7 protein-coding genes are annotated in these 17,334 nt (G+C 59.1%); 4 read left to right on the top strand and 3 right to left on the bottom strand.

Annotated elements, in window-relative coordinates; all coding sequences use genetic code 11:
* On the bottom strand, nucleotides 1-1,070 hold a 1,070-nt coding region (locus C0V97_RS15520; RefSeq protein ID WP_127103479.1), incomplete at its 3' end, for an autotransporter strand-loop-strand O-heptosyltransferase.
* A gap of 24 nt (nucleotides 1,071-1,094) precedes the next feature.
* Nucleotides 1,095-2,066, bottom strand: coding sequence for a glycosyltransferase family 4 protein (locus tag C0V97_RS15525; protein WP_158625446.1), 972 nt, complete (start codon nucleotides 2,064-2,066; stop codon nucleotides 1,095-1,097).
* Nucleotides 2,067-2,749: 683 nt separating this feature from the next.
* Between C0V97_RS15525 and C0V97_RS15530 the strand changes: the two genes are divergently transcribed.
* The 4 genes from C0V97_RS15530 (at nucleotide 2,750) to C0V97_RS15545 (ending at nucleotide 15,709) form a co-directional block, all read left to right on the top strand.
* Nucleotides 2,750-4,996, top strand: a complete 2,247-nt coding sequence (locus C0V97_RS15530) for a Hint domain-containing protein (RefSeq protein WP_127103481.1) — start codon at nucleotides 2,750-2,752, stop codon at nucleotides 4,994-4,996.
* A gap of 497 nt (nucleotides 4,997-5,493) precedes the next feature.
* The gene (locus C0V97_RS15535; protein WP_158625447.1) at nucleotides 5,494-7,707 is read left to right on the top strand and encodes a Hint domain-containing protein; all 2,214 of its coding nucleotides are present in this window, start codon (nucleotides 5,494-5,496) and stop codon (nucleotides 7,705-7,707) included.
* A 52-nt stretch (nucleotides 7,708-7,759) separates the two neighbouring features.
* Entirely contained in the window at nucleotides 7,760-9,259 is a 1,500-nt protein-coding gene (locus C0V97_RS15540) for an AMP-binding protein (RefSeq protein WP_127103483.1), read from the top strand.
* Between the two features lie 102 nt (nucleotides 9,260-9,361).
* The gene (locus C0V97_RS15545) at nucleotides 9,362-15,709 is read left to right on the top strand and encodes a type I polyketide synthase (RefSeq protein WP_127103484.1); all 6,348 of its coding nucleotides are present in this window, start codon (nucleotides 9,362-9,364) and stop codon (nucleotides 15,707-15,709) included.
* Between the two features lie 111 nt (nucleotides 15,710-15,820).
* Here the strand turns inward: C0V97_RS15545 and C0V97_RS15550 are convergent, their stop codons facing one another.
* Nucleotides 15,821-17,083: an MFS transporter gene (locus C0V97_RS15550; RefSeq protein ID WP_127103485.1), complete on the bottom strand. Its 1,263-nt coding sequence runs from the start codon at nucleotides 17,081-17,083 to the stop codon at nucleotides 15,821-15,823.
* Between the last annotated feature and the right edge of the window lie 251 nt (nucleotides 17,084-17,334).

Genomic DNA, 17,334 nt, shown 5'->3' on the forward strand with positions numbered 1-17,334 from the left:
AAATCGCGCTCCGTATTCGCATGGCGCGGACACCACATGTAATTGACCCGCTCGAATTCTACTGTCACGTCATTGGAGCAGCTATTGCACACATGCCGGTTGATGATGCGATAGGGGGTTTCGAACTCGTTGAACGGCTCGGTAAAACCGCTGATCATCACCACGGGGCAGCCCGATGCCCAGGCGAGCCAGGAAAGCCCGCTTGAAAGGCCGACGAAAAAATCGGCGTGAGCCAGCCACCGCGCGCGCTCACTGAGTGGAAGGGCACCGGTCATGTCCTCGGCTCCATACGGAATATGGTGCCAGATCGTACCATTACCGGCTACGCGGTCGCGATCGATACAGATCACGCGATAACCTTTCTCCTTCAGATGTTTGACGAGGTTGGACCAGCCATACGGGTTATTCCAGTATTTGTTATGTCCCGTCGCCTGGGTGGCAATACAGACATAGGGCTCCGCAATCGGACGCCCCCCTCCGGCCAAGCGGATGGAGGGCAGGCGTTCCCTCGCAGGAAGGCCAAGAATATAGGCCCCTGATACGGCCAGTCCGACCTGCCGGTAATCCGTCGGCTGATGGTCGCGATTGATGTCGTTGAAAAAGATCAGAACCTTGTAGCGCGCGTAAAAGGGGCGATCGAGGATGGACTGATCTTCGGTGATGCTCAGGCGTGGATTGGCGCCGACAAACAGTTCGGACAATCCAGGCCGCACAAGGCAATGCACATGACAGCGATGAGCCTGGGCGAAAGCCTCGACATGGCCCATCCAGGCAAGATGGTCACCAATGCCGCCCAGATGCATGTCAATCAGAATGTCGCGGTCGGTCAGATCGAGTTCATGGTCGAGAACCGTGACGCCATTGCGTGAAACGCGCAGAGAGAACGGAACGAAGTATTTCTTGCTGCTGCTGACAAGGCCGCCCGTATTCGCCTGCGCAAACAGGAGCGTCTGCGTGGCCACATCCCGTATCTCCGCATGCCACTCGCCATGGGGAAGGCTGATGCGGCACCCATCCTGAAAATCGAACCTGATTCCTTCAGGGCCAGCCTGACTTGGCGTGCTATCCATGATTTCCGCTCTTGACTGTCCGCCTTACATCCGGGGACCGAAATGGGCGCATATCTCGCCATAAACCTGCAAGACGGCCTGATATGTCGCGCTTACCGAATACTGACTCGCGGTCTTTTCAGCTTCATGAAGCATTCTGTCAATGCGCGGTGAGTGATGTTTCATGTCGTAGATCAGTGTTGCGAGACAATCGACTATTTCCTCACATTCTTCGGGCGAGAACCAGTAACCATTTCTATGCGTGGCGTAGTCCTTGCCCCCGGTGCCGTGAAACCCCACCAGCGCGCAGCGCGACGCCATCGCCTCGAGTGGCGTGAGGGGCAAGGCCTCCTGTCGGGACAGGGCCAGGAAAATGGCGGCGCCTCCCATAGCCTCGGCCACCTGACGTTGTGTCATGTTTTCGAGCATCAGCCAGGGAACATCGGCAGTTTCCGGATATTTAAGCCGCAACATCGACATGAGAAGCGGAGCGAGAGGCGAATTCCCGCCCTCCCCCGGCCACTTGCGGGGATTGGTTGCGATGCACAGATGCTTCTGGCGCGGATAGAACAGATTGGTATCGACCGAGTTCGGGATAACGTGAACCTTCGGCACGCCGAGCACGGAAGAAAGGGATTGCGCCGTCTCGCGTCCCGGCACGATGAAATGGGAGAAACCCATATCGCTCAGATCCCGCCCGCTGAAGTTGTAGCTGTAGAGGTAGAACGGATTCTGGCAAAACATGACTTTCTTGCCGGGGAAGGGGGCCTGCGCGATTTCAAGCATGAATTCATGCAGGACCTCCGGGAACACCAGAACATCATCCGGCTCGGCCTCGAAATCGGCGCATACATTGAGTCGGTCAGAGATATCGATCCAGCTCGGCCGTCCTGCCGGTTGATAGACCGCAACCTCGTACCCGGATTTCGCCAGAATCTCGGCGTGCTGATAGGTCACCTTCACGCCACCATAGGTGGCATCCGGGCTGAAAGGGTTCAGAAAGACGATCTTGCCCATTATTTTCAAAGCCCTTTCGAAGGCATTAACGCTATCTCTCCCGGTCAGGGGTGACCCTGTCCGCTCCGATCCGGATGTGCGCCTCCATGCCATGAGAAGAGTGTGAAATCGAGGGGCCGAATGACCGAGTGGCGCAGGTGACCAAGCATCGGCGTGAACTCTATCAAGTCCGGGGAAAAGAATCCTCAAGAGATTCGCGTTCCGACAAGTCGCCAGCGAAAGATCTGTTTGCCGATGGAAAATATGACGGAGGCTCTTCGATTTGAAGCCTTTTTGAAGATTCCGCTTCGCCAGGAGCGAATTAGGAAATTTTCACCGTAGTTAAAAAAAATCGGTGTAGCGTTTCCCGATATTTAACGGTGTCCTGTTTCGGATTAACAAAATCGGTCATCGGTTTTACGAGGTATTCACAACGAAATGATGACGCATATGATGTCAAAATATGAATGATCGAAACAAAGAAATGTATTCGACACTCTCTGTCGAAAAGTTGATTGTATTTACCAAACAATTACCCATTGTGCTTTGCGTCGCCGCATGAGATGCGTGTTTGTTAATAAGCAACACGATTCTGGGGCACTCCCCGGAGTCCGTCCCGGTTTATCGACGCTCAGGCGAAAGATCCCATCGCGCTCTCCAGCCGGTGGCAGAGCACATCGAACCGGATATCTTGAGAGGTTCATATGGCTATCACTTCCAGCGGTTCGGCAACTGGTGCTCAGATCATCAGCAGCGGCGGGATCTACCAGGTCTTAAGCGGTGCTACTCTTGCCGTGCAGGGGGCCGGGTACACCACCAATGGCGCGATCGTTTCCGGGTTTGGTAATGGTCCGGATAACTCCGGAGCAATCCCGGGGCAATCAGGTGGCACCAATTACCCCGCCCTACTTCTTGCTTCGGCGGGAGGTGTCGTCTCAGGGTCTACTGTGGGCTTCGGTGGCGTGGTCATGGGAGCGAATGGAGGTACGGCAGTCGGCGGCACTGCTTTCAATAGTGGCTCGTTTGCTGCAGCGAATGGCGGCTACGTGAACGGTGCTACGATTGGCTCCGGCGGCGGTGTCTTGGCCTCCATGGTTGCTGGCTACGACGGCGGTGCGGGTGTGGTATTGAACACCCACGTACAGGCCGGAGGCTACGCGCTCGCTGGGGGTGGCTTTACCATCAAGGGGCAGGCCTTCGCTGGGTCTGGTGTTATTTCCAACGGGAAGTTCGATGTTGGCTCCACCGAGATTCTGGTCTCCGCCGGATCGGATGTGGGCAGCTTGATCGGCGGCACGCAGATCGTCATGTCTGCGGGTGTCTCAATCAAATCCATCTTCAGTGCGGGGACACAGCTTGTCTCGAATGGGGGCATCGCGAGTGGCGCGACTGCCTCGGCCGGCGGGCGCATCGAAGTTTATTCCGGGGGAACCGGCCTAGGACTGGTCATCGGTTCGGCAGGGTCGCTCCATGTTAATATGGCTGGCCGGGTCAACGGGTTGCAGGTACAGGCAGCGGCTGCAGCGACTGCTGACCGTCTGGCGATCGTCTCGGGGGCGACTATTGCAGGTGGCGGTACCCTCACGTTGAACTCGGGCGCTACGCTCGTGAATGGTGTGATCGTGGGCACGGCTTCCAGCGGCGCGGCAGGGGGGCTTCTGGTCCTTCATTCGGGCGCAGTTCTGAGCGGTGTGACCTCGATGGGCTGGAAGAGCCGCCTTGATATTGACAGCGTCCAATATGTCTCCGGGGCTCGGGTCTACTACTCGTCCAACGACGTGATGATCACGGATGCCGCCGGTAATCTGCTTTGGGACGGTTATGTGACGGGCGGTCCGAGCACGGTCGACAAGGACTTTCATCTCGAGAGAGACCCGAACGACGGCAGCATGATCCTTGTCTATGACAAGTGCTTCCTGAAGGGCACGATGATCCGCACCGATCGCGGTGAGGTCCCGGTTGAAGATCTCGTCGTCGGCGATCGCGTAGCCGCCTTCGTCGATGGGGTGGAAGTCATGCGCGAGATCATCTGGACCGGCCGCCGCTCGACGAGCGTACGACCCAATCTGCCGGAGGATGAAGCAGGTTATCCCGTGCGCATCCTGGCCAACGCGCTCGGTGATAATGTTCCTCACAAGGACCTCTTGGTGACGCCGGAACACGCCATGTATCTGGACGGTGCCTTTGTGCCGGCACGTATGCTGGTCAATGGACGCAGCATTTTCTATGATCACAGCATCCCTCAGTTCGATTTCTATCATATCGAGACCGACGCGCATTCGATCCTCTGGTCGGATGGCGCGTTGAGCGAGAGCTACCTGGATACGGGTGATCGCGATCTTTTCTATCAGGGGAGCCCGGTCGTGCACCTGCTCAACGCGCCTGCGCGGGACTGGGCAGAACATGGCGCAGCCCCTCTGCGCACAGAGCGCGATTTCGTGGAGCCTATCCACGCTTCGCTGGTAGCGCGCGCTGATGCCCTCGGTTGCGATACAGCGGGTTCTGAGGTGTTGACCACGGACGAACCGGATCTGCATCTCGTAGATCAGGATGGGCATGTCATCCGTGCGATCCGCAAGGTAAATCGCTCCTACGTATTCATGGTCCCGGCCACTGCAAGCGCGCTGCGCCTCGTGTCGCGTGTCGCGCGTCCGGTGGACATGATCGGTGCCTTCGTTGACGATCGTCGCCATCTCGGCGTTCTGGTCGGGGAAATCCAGGTCTGGGAGGCGGGAGAAACCCGTCAGATCACCGCGCATCTGGGTGAGGAGGCCGTGTCGGGCTGGGCGCGCCTCGAGGAAGGTGCAAAGCGCTGGACGACCGGAAATGCACTCTTGCCTCTTGCGACGGTGCAGACCGGCGACGCCGCAATGCTCTCCATCGAAGTGCTGGCCGGCGGCCCCTATCCGATAAAAGACACTCTGGTGGCCTCCAAGGTCATCGCTGGCTGATTTCTTCATTGAGTGACTGTGTTGGGAAAAGGGGAAGCACGCCCCTTCTTCCCGGCATGTGGGACTCCGCTGCAAGAGCGCAATCTTGACTGTTTCTGTCTTTGCGAGCGGGGCGTTTACTCGCGCGCTCCCGGTATAGTTTGGCTTTTTACAATATCTTCACGATTTTTTTTGCGTGCTTTCGGCCGGTTTGCCGTCCGAAGACGCCCAGGCTTTGTTCGGAAATATCCTTGCTAAAATAGAGGGTTAGTCGAGCATGACAGAACATGTTTGTCATATGCAAATCATTGGGGTAATCTGAGTATAGTAAAACCTTATATATCGTATCGTTGCTTGTCCCTTTTTCTTGTGTCAGGTGCTTGGTTGTTAAGTATTAATGAACGAATGCATAGCGCGTTGGGCATCCTGTACAGAGTTGAGGCGATTTATGCCGTCTCACTGGCAGAGATCGCGTGAACCAGCTGCATATGTGGCGTTCCTGGCGGGGAAACTGGCACATGGGTATTACCTCTACCGGCATGAGTGGCAATGCATCGGTTAACAAGACCGGGCCCACGACCTATCGGGTGTTGAGCGGCGCGACACTGATTACTACCGAGAAAAAATACACCACGACCAATACTTATGTTGCGGGTTTCGGCGCCGGTGGCACAAATAATCCCGCCATGCTGATCGCCTCAGCCGCATCCGTTGCCTATGGTGCCACGGCCGTTTCAGGCGGTGTGGTGCTTGCAGGTGGCAAGGGTCTGGTCGCTGGCGGAACGGCCTATAATAGTGGCGGGTTTGCGGCCATCAATGACGGCGTGGTCAGCGGTGTAACAGTGGGCGCTCAGGGCGGCGTGCTGGCCAGCAAGATGTCCAATTACGGCGGTTCTCCCGGTCTTGTGGTCGACGCGCATGTGCAGGCGGGCGGCGTCGGTCTCGCCGGGGGCGGTTTCACCCTCAAGGGGCAATCCTTCATCGGACCAGGCGTGATCTCGGCGAGCCGGTTCGATATCGGATCGACAGAAGCGCTTGCAAGTGGTGGGACAGATATTGGCAGTATCGTAGGCGGCAAGCAGTTCGTCTCGTCCGGTGGGACATCCCTTGGGACAATCTTCAGCGCAGGCACGCAGCTTCTGGGGGCCGGCGCCTATGCCAGTGGCAGCATCGCCTCTGCCGGTGGTCTGATCCATGTCGGCTCCGGCGCGCTTACACTCAACGCAACCCTCGGATCGGGAGGCAGCCTGCTGGCCAATGCGGGTGCCAATCTGAATGGGCTCGCCGTCGCAGCAGCGGCTGCCGCGACACTTGAAACCCAGGCTTATCTCGTCAGCGCACAGATAGCGGCCGGTGGAACCCTGACCGTCAATTCGGGGGCGACACTCGTCAATGCGGTGATCTCGGGCATCTGCGAGGGAGAAAACGAAGTCGGTGGATTGCTGGTCGTGCAATCGGGAGCCGTGCTCAAGGGCATTACGATCGGATGGAAGGGACGTATCGACGTCGATACGCTGGGCTGGAATGACGGTCAGCGCATCGTTTACGGCAATAACACCATCAGTATCATTGATGCTGGAGGAAATATTCTCTGGAGCAGTGAGGTTCACGGCACGAAGGGCAATGCAGCGACTGATTACCATCTCGAGCGTGACCCGGCCGACGGCAGCACCATCATCGTCTATGACAAGTGCTATCTGAGCGGTACGTTGATCCGCACGGATCGCGGGGAGATTGCGGTTGAGGATCTCGCTGTGGGAGATCGGGTTGCTGCATATGTCGATGGCGAGGCGGTGTACCGCGAAATCGTGTGGCTTGGGCATCGTTCAACCATCGTCCGTACATGGCTCGATGATGACGAGGCTGGTTATCCAGTGCGTATCCTGCGCAACGCGCTGGGAGATAACGTGCCTCACAAGGATCTGCTCGTCACGCCCGAGCATGCGATGTATCTGAACGGCGCCTTTGTTCCGGCGCGTATGCTCGTCAACGGACGCAGCATTTACTATGATCGCAGTGTGACGCATTTCGATTATTATCATGTCGAAACGGACAAGCATTCGATCATCTGGGCGGATGGAGCGCTGAGCGAGAGCTATCTCGATACGGGTGACCGCAAGAGATTTTCGCAGACCGGTGCCGTCGTGCATCTGATGAATGCGCCGGAATCCAGCTGGGAGGGGGACGGCGCAGCGCCGCTTCGTGTTGATCGCAGCTTCGTTGAGCCAGTTCATGCGTCGCTTGCCCATCGTGCCGCTGCGCTCAATCTGGGCAGCTTCGTCCAGGCACCCGAAGTCACGGAAGACCCCGATCTGCATCTGATGGACGAGAAGGGACGCATCATGCGCTGTATGCGCGTGGTCAATCGCTCCAGCGTCTTCATGCTGCCGCCCGATGCAAAGCGCGTACGTATCGTATCGCGGGTGTCGCGTCCCGCCGATGTGATCGGACCTTTCCATGACGATCGCCGTCATCTCGGCGTTCTCGTAGGGGATATCCAGATCTGGGAAGCCGACCGGACGCGCTACCTTGCCGATCATCTGACGGATGAATGTCTTGAAGGATGGTCAAATATTGAGGATGGTCATCAGCGCTGGACCACAGGTTCCGCCCTTCTTGACTTGAGCGACCGTCAGTCCGAAGCGGTCTGTATTGTCGCCATCGAAATTCTGGCCGGGGGGCCCTATCTGGTTCAATCCCCCGCCCAGCTATGCGGAGCTCAGGTCGGCTGAGTTCCTTGGTTCAATCGGGGTCTTCGCGTCTGGGGAACCCAGGGCGGTCTTCATGGCCGCCCCGTTTGCGTTCAGGGATTGTCTTTTCATGTTTCACGTCATGGCCTTGCAATATGCCAGGCAGAATCCGCAATCCCTCGCGTTTGACAGCCTCGCTCAGGACTGGACCTTCGGACAGCTCGATCGCGATGTCACTGTCGTCACGCAGGCCTTGTCCAAGCTTCGTGAGGCTGAACCGAAGCTCGTTGGTATCCATTGCGGCAATCTGTACTGGCATTGGGTGCTGATCCTGTCCCTTGCCTCCCTTGGTCTGGCCAGCGCCTCATTACCAGAGAGTTCCAATCCCTCGTTCCTGCGCGATGTCCAGCTTCTCGAGCCTGATATCATCATCTCGATGGGCGGGCTGTCGCTACAGGATATCCAGGTTCTCGAAATCAGCGAGGCATGGCTTGCCAAGGTGCGTCAGACCAAGGCGGAGTGGGTAAATCACGCCATCGATCCCGACGCGGTCTGCCGTTATGCAATCGCGGCGGGGACGGATGCGGAGCGCCGTGTGCTCGCCATGAGCTTCCGTCAGGCTGAGATGGCCATCCTGCATATGATGCTACAGGACCGCGCGCTCGGTGCGAGCGCCGCAGCCCAGCCGCATGTCCTCTCCACCATCGGCGTGATCTCGCTTTCGGGGTTTGTCGTGGGGTGCAGCGGCTTGTGTTCCGGCTCGCCGCTGAATTTTGTGAGTCATACCGATATCGGTATTCTCATCGCCCGCAAGATACCGACAGTTGCCGTGGTCACGCCTGGCCATCTGGCGCATATCCTCGAGGTTCTCCCACCGGGCATGCGCGCCCTCGACACGCTCAGACTGATCGTGACGGGCGGGCGTCTCAATCGCGTCCTGCGTGACAAGGCACTCGCGACGCTTACCCCTCATGTCGTCTCGGCTTATGGCACGGATGAATGCGGCGCTCTCGCCCAGGGAGTGGCGTCGGGTTTTGACACGGACGAGGCGGTCGGGACTGTGCTACCATGGGTCACGCTTCAGATTGTCGATGCCGAAGGGAACACGCTTGCCACTGGGCAGGAGGGAGTTATCCGGATCAGGAGCTCGGGTCTGCTCGGGGGGTATGCGGATGCTGATACCGGCCAGTCACGGCGTTTTGCCGGGGGGTGGTTCTATCCCGGTGATCGTGGTCGCCTCGCTGCCGACGGAATGGTCAGCGTCATTGGCCGTATCGATGATCTGGTGTCGATCGGTGGCGAGAAATTCGATCTCGGCGTGATCGACGATATTGCGCGAGATATTCTGGGGCAGCGGGAGTTGGGCAGTTTCCTGTCTCTCGATGAGTCGGGGCGCAACAGGATCAACATCGCACTGGCTTCGTCTGCCGGATTCAACGCTGAGCGTCTCGCCCAGGGCTTGCGGGCTTTCTATCCGACGCTTCCGCCGGTGCGGGTCATGTCGGTCGATCATATTCCCTGGTCGCTCGACGGCCGGGTCGATCGGGAAACGCTCGTTGGGGCCTTCGAACGCTCCGAGGCCGCGTCGAGCTAGAAAAAGGAGCGCTGCGGGCAGTGTCGATGGCCGACCCGCAGCATGAGGCACGGAGCATTGCTCCTGACTATTTTGTTTTTTGTGTAGGGTTTCAGTCTCATCATGTCGCGCAATAAAACGTCTGATATCGCCATCATCGGGATCGGGTGCCGTCTGGCCCCCAATATCACCAATGTTGACGAGCTCTGGTCTTTCCTGTGCGCGGAGGGTGAGGCTGTTACCGACATCCCCGAAGAGCGCTGGAGCCTCAAGCGCTTCTATGCCGAGGAAATCGAGGCACCCTCGAAAACCTATATGCGCCGGGGCAGTTTTCTTAAGCGCAACATCCATGAGTTCGAGCCGCTTTTTTTCGGTATTTCACCGCGAGAAGCCCAGATCCTCGATCCCCAGCAGAAATTGCTGCTCGAGGTGACCTGGGAGGCGATGGAGTCAGCGCGTATTTTGCCCGCCCGTCTGGCCGGGCAGAAGACCGGGGTATTCATCGGCATATTCGCTGTCGATGCCCATGCCCATACCTCGAGCCCTTATAATCTGCCGACGGTGCGCGATCATTTTGCCGCAACGGCGACGCCTTCGACGATGCTCTCTGCGCGACTGGCCCATGTTTTCGATTTCCAGGGACCGTGCATGTCCATCGACACGGCCTGTTCGTCCTCGCTTGTTGCGCTGCATCAGGCCTGTCGCAGCCTGAATGACGGGGATACCGATATTGCCGTGACCGGCGGTGTGAGCCTCATGATCTCACCGCAAACCTCCATATTCATGTCCAAGGGACATTTCATCGCGCGCGATGGTCGCTCGAAAAGCTTTGACGCCGCAGCCGATGGCTATGGGCGCGGCGAGGGAAGCGTCGTGTTCGTGCTCAAACGCCTGGAAGATGCCGAACGCGATGGCGATACGATTCATGCCATTGTCAGCGCGACCGGTGTCAATTCTGATGGGCGCACGCAGTTCCTGACCTCGCCGGATGCAGGCGCCCAATCGCGGCTGATGACAGAGGTGCTTGAGAAGGCACAGGTGGACCCTCGCGAGGTCGCCTATGTTGAAACCCATGGCACGGGTACGCCAGCGGGTGATCCCATCGAGACCTACGCGCTTTCCCAATCCATCGCCCAGTTCAAAAAAGACAAGCTGGTGATCGGCGCGATCAAGGCCAATCTCGGCCATACAGAGGCGGCAGCCGGTGTGCTCGGCACCCTCAAGGCTGCGCTTTGCCTGCGTCATCAGGAAGTGCCGCCCCAACCCGGCCTCAAAAACATCAATCCCTCCATTCACCTCGACGAATGGAATCTCGATATCGTCCGTGGCGAAACGCGTTCCCTGTCTGGAAAGAAGCCGGCGCGTTATGCCGGGGTCAATTCCTTCGGTTACGGTGGCACGAATGCCATCGCGCTTCTGCGACGCCCCGAGGACAAAGCCCCCTCGCGCCGAAAGAAGACGACAGCCCGTCGGCTGAACGGAAAAATTCCGTTCCTCCTGACAGCTTTTTCCAAGACATCCCTTCCGCTCATGGCAGCCGCCTATCGCGATCGTCTGGATGCAGAGGCGCCTCCTGCGCTGGCGGACCTCGCTTATAGCCTGGCGACGTCGCGCACATTGTTCCGTCACCGCCTTCTGGTCATGGCGCAGGATGAACAGGATCTGGCAGCCAAGCTTGATGCGTATCTGCAGGATCAGCGTACCCCGGACATGGTGCAGGCCAGTGTCGAGGCACAATCGGGTAGAGGCATCGTTTTCGTCTATTCGGGTGTCGGGCCGCAATGGTGGGGCATGGGGCGTTATCTGCTCAAGGAGGCACCAAAGGAGGTTCTGGCCAAGGCCAAAGCCTGCGACGCCCTGTTCCGCAAGCTCTCCGGCTATTCCATCTGCGAGGAAATCCTGCGCGAGGAATCCGACAGTCAGATCGACAGGACGGCCATCCTTCAGCCTGCCATTTTCGTCATCCAGATTCTGGTAACGGAATATCTCGCTCAGCAGGGGATCTTCCCTGATGCGGTGCTCGGTCACAGCATGGGTGAGGTAGCGGCAGCCTATGTGTCGGGCAGCCTCAGCCTCGAAGACGCCGTGACGGTCATTTATTACCGCAGTCGCCTGCAGGGCACGCTGGACGGTACCGGGCGCATGCTGGCGGTTGGGCTCTCGGCTGAGGCGGCGCAGGAACTCATCACGCAGGAAGCCCCCGAACTCTGTGTGGCGGCGGTGAATGCGCCTGCAACCTGCACCCTGGCTGGTCCGGAAACCGCCATACGCGCCCTTGCCGCCGTGCTCACCCAGAAGGGCCTGTTCAACAGGGTGCTGAACGTGGATGTTCCGTTCCACAGCCCGGTAATGGATCGTATCGAAACCGATCTCAAGGAGGCTCTGGCGGGGCTTAGGCCCGACCCGGCTGCGACCCCATTCTATTCGACGGTTTATGGCGGTCTTGCCGGTGAAAACCATCGCGCAGATTCCCATTACTGGTTCAGTAATGCCCGTCAGCCTGTGCTTTTCGCCTCGGCGGTCGAGGCCTGCCTTGCCGACGGATTCACCCAGTTCGTCGAAATCGGGCCGCATCCTGTTATCGGTCGCGCCCTGAAATCGGTTGCCGACAAGCAGCAGGCGAAGCTGAGTGTCATCAGCACGCTCAACAGACAGGACAGCGAGGCGAAATGCCTCGAAAATGCGGTTGCTAACATCATCCTGCATACGGCGCGCCTGGACTGGCAGAGCATCACCGGCGGCGTATTGATCGATCTGCCGAGCTATCGCTGGTCCCGTGAGGAATTCCGTGTGGAAAACGAGCGCGAGCATCGGTTCCGACACGGTGGCTCGGGCCATCCTCTAATAGGCTTCGGGGCCATGACGCCGGGCAAGTCCTTCGTGGTCGATCTGACCGAGCTGGGCGTGCCCTGGCTCAAGGATCACTGCATCGATAATGTCGTGTTGCTCCCCGCGGCCGGATTTATCGAGTCCGCACTTGCTGTTGGTCATGAGATCGAGGGGCAGAGCGGCGTCGTACTCGAGAATTTCGAAATTCTGGCACCTCTCGTCGTGCAGACCGGCGATAATCCGATCCTGCATCTCGATTACGACGAGAGTCGCAAGGCGCTGCGTTTCCACAGCGCAAAGGAAGAGTTCTCGGAGATGTGGATCGACCATGGCAAGGTCGATATTCTCTCGTCAACGCCCTGGCCCATGCCGGTGATGGACCGGGATGAGGCACAGGCCTGGCTCGACAAGGGCGCGGAGGGCGGCGTTCTGTATGACCGCATCCGTACCTCCGGCTTCCATTACGGGCCACGTTTCCAGACGCTGCAGCGTCTCGCTGTACAGGATAATGTCGCCTATGCGCATGTGGCCCTGACCGAGGCAGAACGCGACGACGGCGCAAACTACTACCTGCATCCCACGCTGCTCGACGGCGCCATGCACGCCATGATCGGTCTGGTGCCTGAAAGTTATGCCGATCATATGTATGTGCCGGTCGGCTTCGAAAGACTGAGCTGTTACGGTAAGGGAACGACGGAGTGTCTCGTTCGAGCCGAAATCACCTCAATCAGCAAAAGTCAGATCGAAGCGTCGCTGCGCCTCTACACGATGGCGGGTATGCCCGTTGCCGAGGTGAAGGGCCTGCGTTTCGCTGAGGTGCCGCGCGCCCACAAGGAGGCCACCGGTAGCGCCGAAACCCAGGAATATGTCACCAAGTGGATCGAGTCCGAGGCATCGATCCTCTTCGCCGAGCCCAAGACGCTCCTTCTGGCAGGTCACAAGAGTGCTGGTCAGAAGAAACTCGCGGCCCTGCTCGAAGAAAACGGCGTCACGATCCTGACGCCGCCGCGCTCGGGCGAAATCACGCCCGCTGCGATCGGTCTGGAGCCGGGCCTTGCGCTTGATGCCATTGTTTACATGGCCGGACCGGACCCGGATTTCGATTTCGACGCCCTGATCGGGCAGATGACGACGCTGGTCAAATTTGGCGGAAGGCTCGGATTCGAGAGTTCCGACAAGCAGCCGCGCTTCATCTATGTCTCCGAGAACGCGACGTTCTTTGACCCGGAAGATCTCCTGCCGCAGAAATCGAAGGTGCGTACGGATGGCGCTGCCCTTGTCGGTTTCTTCAAGGGGCTCGTTGATGAGAAGCCGGAATTTCGGGGCAAGGTGATCGACGTCGCCACGCTCTCGGGCAAGGAGGCGGTGACAGCGCTCGCAGCCGAGATCCTGAATGAGGATAGCGAGGCTGAAGTCGCCCTGCGAAACGGGCGACGCTTTGCGCCCCGCTTCGTTCCTGTCGATGGTCAGCCGGACAGGAGGCTGTCGGATCTGCCGGGCTCACCGGGCATCAAGCTTCAGAAAAGCCGAACCGGTACGCTGGACGGTCTGCATTACAAGGCCTTCGATGTTCGCGAACCCGGTCGGGGCGAGATCACCGTACGGGTGCTGGCGACGTCGCTGAACTTCAAGGACATGCTCAAGGGTATTTCGGTCCTGCCGGAAAAATTCCTGCTCGATACCTATCACACCACGGAAATGGGCATGGAGTGCTGTTTCGAGGTTGTGGCCGTTGGCAAGGGTGTGAAGAATTTCCAGGTCGGCAAGCGGTATCTGACCTGTCATCCAGGGTGCTTCACCTCGCATATGACGATCCCGGTCAAGGGCTTCCGCGTGATGGCCCTAGATCTGTTCGAGACGGCGGGGCGCCCGCTGACGGTGGCAGAAGCCACGGGCCTGCCTATTGCCATCGCCACGGCTCTCTATTGCCTGCATGACCTGGCACGGTTGAAAAAGGGCGAGATCCTGCTCGTTCACTCCGCCGCAGGCGGTGTGGGTCTGGCCGCGATCGAAATCGCCAAGATCATCGGTGCGCGCATCTTTGCCACGGCCAGTAATGACGAGAAACGCCAGATCCTGCTCGATCGCGGCTGCGAGGCCGTGTGGGATTCACGCAGCCTGGCTTTCTATGACGGCATTCTGGAGGTCACGGGCGGCAAGGGCGTGGATGTCGTGCTCAACAGTTCCCCCGGTGAAATCCAGGCGCATAGCCTGGCGCTGCTGTGCAACACGGGGCGCTTCGTCGAGATTGGCAAGAAGGATATCTGGGAAAAGCGCGATCTCTCGCAGTTCAGCTTCAACGGGAACGTGTCATTCCACAGCTTCGATCTCGACCTGATGATGGCGCAGGACCATCGCAAGGCCGTGGCGATTTTCGATCGCATTCCGTATCTGTCGCGCAAGTTCGATACGGTCGTGCTGCCGCACAAGGTCTATCCGGCTTCCGAGGTGCGCGACGCCTTCAAGCACATGTCGTCGTCCAAACATATCGGCAAGATCCTCGTCTCTTACGAGGACCTGTCAAATGTGCGGGCCCAGCGACAGCCGGTGCGTCCAGTCGATCCGGCTGGGGCTTACCTGATCACGGGGGGGCAGGGCGGACTCGGACTGGCGACCGCGGCATGGCTGGTGGCCAGTGGGGCAAGGCATGTGCACTTGATGGGCCGCAGTGTTCGTCGCGATCAGGTGACACGCGACGCGATCAAGGCCCTCAAGAAATCGGGCGCGCGCGTTACTCTCCACTATGGTGACGTCGCGGTCTATGACGATGTGGCGCGTATCAAGGCTGCCATTCTCGAGGCCGGGCAGCCCCTCAAGGGCGTGTTCCACGCGGCAGGTATCCTCGATGACCGGCTTATCTCGAAATTCTCGGAAGAGAGCCTGCGCAATGTGCTCAAGCCGAAGCTGCTCGGCGGGCGTCATCTGGATCTGCTGACGCGAGACTGTTCGCTGGACTACTTCGTGCTCTATTCCTCGATTGTCACCGTGACGGGAAATATCGGCCAAAGCAGCTATCTCGCGGCCAATGCTTCCCTTGACGCCCTGGCCAGTGCCCGCCGCAAGGAAGGCTATCCCGCTGTTTCCGTGCAATGGGGGCCGATTGCAGAGGTCGGCATGCTCGCCCAGGAGGGCAGCGTGGTGCAGTTCTTCGAGAATGCGGGCTTCCGCCTGCTCCCCGCAGAGGAAGCGCTCTCTTTCCTGCCCGACCTCATCAATCGTGACCGCGACAACGTGGCGGCCATGGCGATCGATTGGGAGACCTGCTTCGCGCATCATGGCGCTATCGAGCGTAATCCGAAATTCGGACTGATCCGCCGTGAGAAGAGCATCAAGAACACATCCGCCCAGAAGCTCGCCCATCTCCAGAGCCTGAGCCCAGAGGAGCGTTACGAGTTCGTGCTGGATAATGTGAAATCGATCCTTGGAACGGTGCTCAAGCTTGAACCGGACAGCATCGATCCAGGTGCTCGACCGAACGAGCTAGGCGTGGACTCGCTTGCAGGGGTCGAGATCCAGACCGCGATCAAGACCGAGTTTAATGTCGAGATCTCGCTGCTCGTCCTGTCGCGCAACGAGCCGATCCGGGAAATTGCCCGCAACGTCCTGCGACAGATCAGCCTGAACGCCATGGCGGCAAGCTGAGACGCCTCAGGGCATTCCGGTGCCCTGAGCGACCGGATGGAAATCAAAGAAAGAGAGCCGAGGGCGACTAGCTCCCGGCTCTCTTTGTATTGGTCGCGTGGTGGAAGACGGTCATTCCGTCTCCATTGTTTCTCCTGGGAGTTCGTCGGGTTCGGCCCAGGCAATCAACCCGACCACCACGCTCGAAGCGACAACGAAGATCTGTGCCGAGAGCGGCAGCCCCAGATTACGCCCGCAGACAGGCACGAGCTTGCCTGCCAGACCCTGGCCGAGCGAGCCGATGGCGTAGCTCAGCCCCATGCCGAAGCTGCGCGTATCCGACGGAAAACGCTTGGCAAGGTAATGGGGGACCAGCGCGAATACCCCCGAGGCAGCGAGTCCCATGATGACGGCAGAGAGGAGCAGGATCGGGTAGGAATTGCTGCTGAGGAACGGGTAGATCGTGAGAACGACCACGATGAGCGTGCCGATGATGACACGCAGATCGCCAAACCTACTCGCGAGAGCGCCGCAGGAAAGCTTGCCGACCAGCGACCCAATGCAGAAGCACCCGATGGGCCAGAAAACGAGGGCCGGGGTCAGGTGATGCACATTGCGCAGGATCGTCGGGTAGAGGCTGTAGATCGCAGCCTTCTGGAACTCGAGGAAGGACATCAGCGCGATGGCCTGTATGGCGGCGAGCGTTAGCACGAATTTTGCCTTGGCGGCCGGGGGGGCGCCATTGGTCCCGCGCAACTGTTCCTGCTTGAGCAACCAGACCGGGCTTTCCTTCACACCCCAGCGGATGAACAATGCCAGCAGGGCAGGCGCAAGCCCGATGAAGAAGAGTAGCCGCCAGGAATAATGGGGCAGAATGAGCGCCTGCGCCGCGGTCGCGGCGAGAAAGCCGAGTTCATATCCAGACATCATGATGGCCGAGGCCATGGCGCGGCTCTTGCCGGGCACGCTTTCCATGAGCAAGGCAGCCGAGGCCGTCCATTCCCCACCAAACCCGATTCCGAAAAGAAACTGGATGACGATCAGGCTGATGAGCCCGTTCGACATGCCGGTGGCGGCAGAAAAGATGCCAAACCACAAAACCCCCATGAGGAAGGCGAGGCGCCTGCCATAGCGGTCGGCCAGCCAGCCCCAGCCCGTATTTCCTACAGCGCGTCCGAGACTCTGGGCCAGGAGGACGGTGCCCATGGCGCTGATCGTGACCCCGAAATCATGGGAGATGTCCGGCAGGGTCAGCAACAGGGCCGTCTGGTCGAACGCATCGAGGAACCACCCCAGAAATGCTGCGACCGTGACCCGCCAGTAGGGTTTGAGCGCGACGAGCGGGGGATAGGTCAGAATCTGTGACACATAGGAAGGGCGGGCGGAGGCCGACATGGTCTCGTCCTTGAACTGGAAAGAAAAAGGGGGAGGAACACTATAGCGCGGTGATTCAGGACTGGTTCACTCCCTATTCTGCAGTGAGATGGCGGCGAAGGCGAGTCCCGTTTTCCTGCGACCTCCCTGCCACAGGGGGACAGGCGGATGCGCCGCTTCAGGAACCCTCTCGCCCATAAGCGCCGAGGCGTTCAGGGGCGAGTGCGGGAGTGTGCTTTTGCGCGGCCATCGTTTGCTCTGCTCATCCGCGC

Origin of the sequence: Asaia sp. W19 (assembly GCF_003994335.1) — a bacterium.
GTDB lineage: Bacteria > Pseudomonadota > Alphaproteobacteria > Acetobacterales > Acetobacteraceae > Asaia.

Excerpts from the sequence above, each read along its gene's own strand:
- C0V97_RS15525 (WP_158625446.1), bottom strand. The coding sequence starts at position 2,066 with ATGGGCAAGATCGTCTTTCTGAACCCTTTCAGCCCGGATGCCACCTAT.
- C0V97_RS15530 (WP_127103481.1), top strand. The coding sequence starts at position 2,750 with ATGGCTATCACTTCCAGCGGTTCGGCAACTGGTGCTCAGATCATCAGC.
- C0V97_RS15535 (WP_158625447.1), top strand. The coding sequence starts at position 5,494 with ATGGGTATTACCTCTACCGGCATGAGTGGCAATGCATCGGTTAACAAG.
- C0V97_RS15540 (WP_127103483.1), top strand. The coding sequence starts at position 7,760 with ATGGCCGCCCCGTTTGCGTTCAGGGATTGTCTTTTCATGTTTCACGTC.
- C0V97_RS15545 (WP_127103484.1), top strand. The coding sequence starts at position 9,362 with ATGTCGCGCAATAAAACGTCTGATATCGCCATCATCGGGATCGGGTGC.
- C0V97_RS15550 (WP_127103485.1), bottom strand. The coding sequence starts at position 17,083 with ATGTCGGCCTCCGCCCGCCCTTCCTATGTGTCACAGATTCTGACCTAT.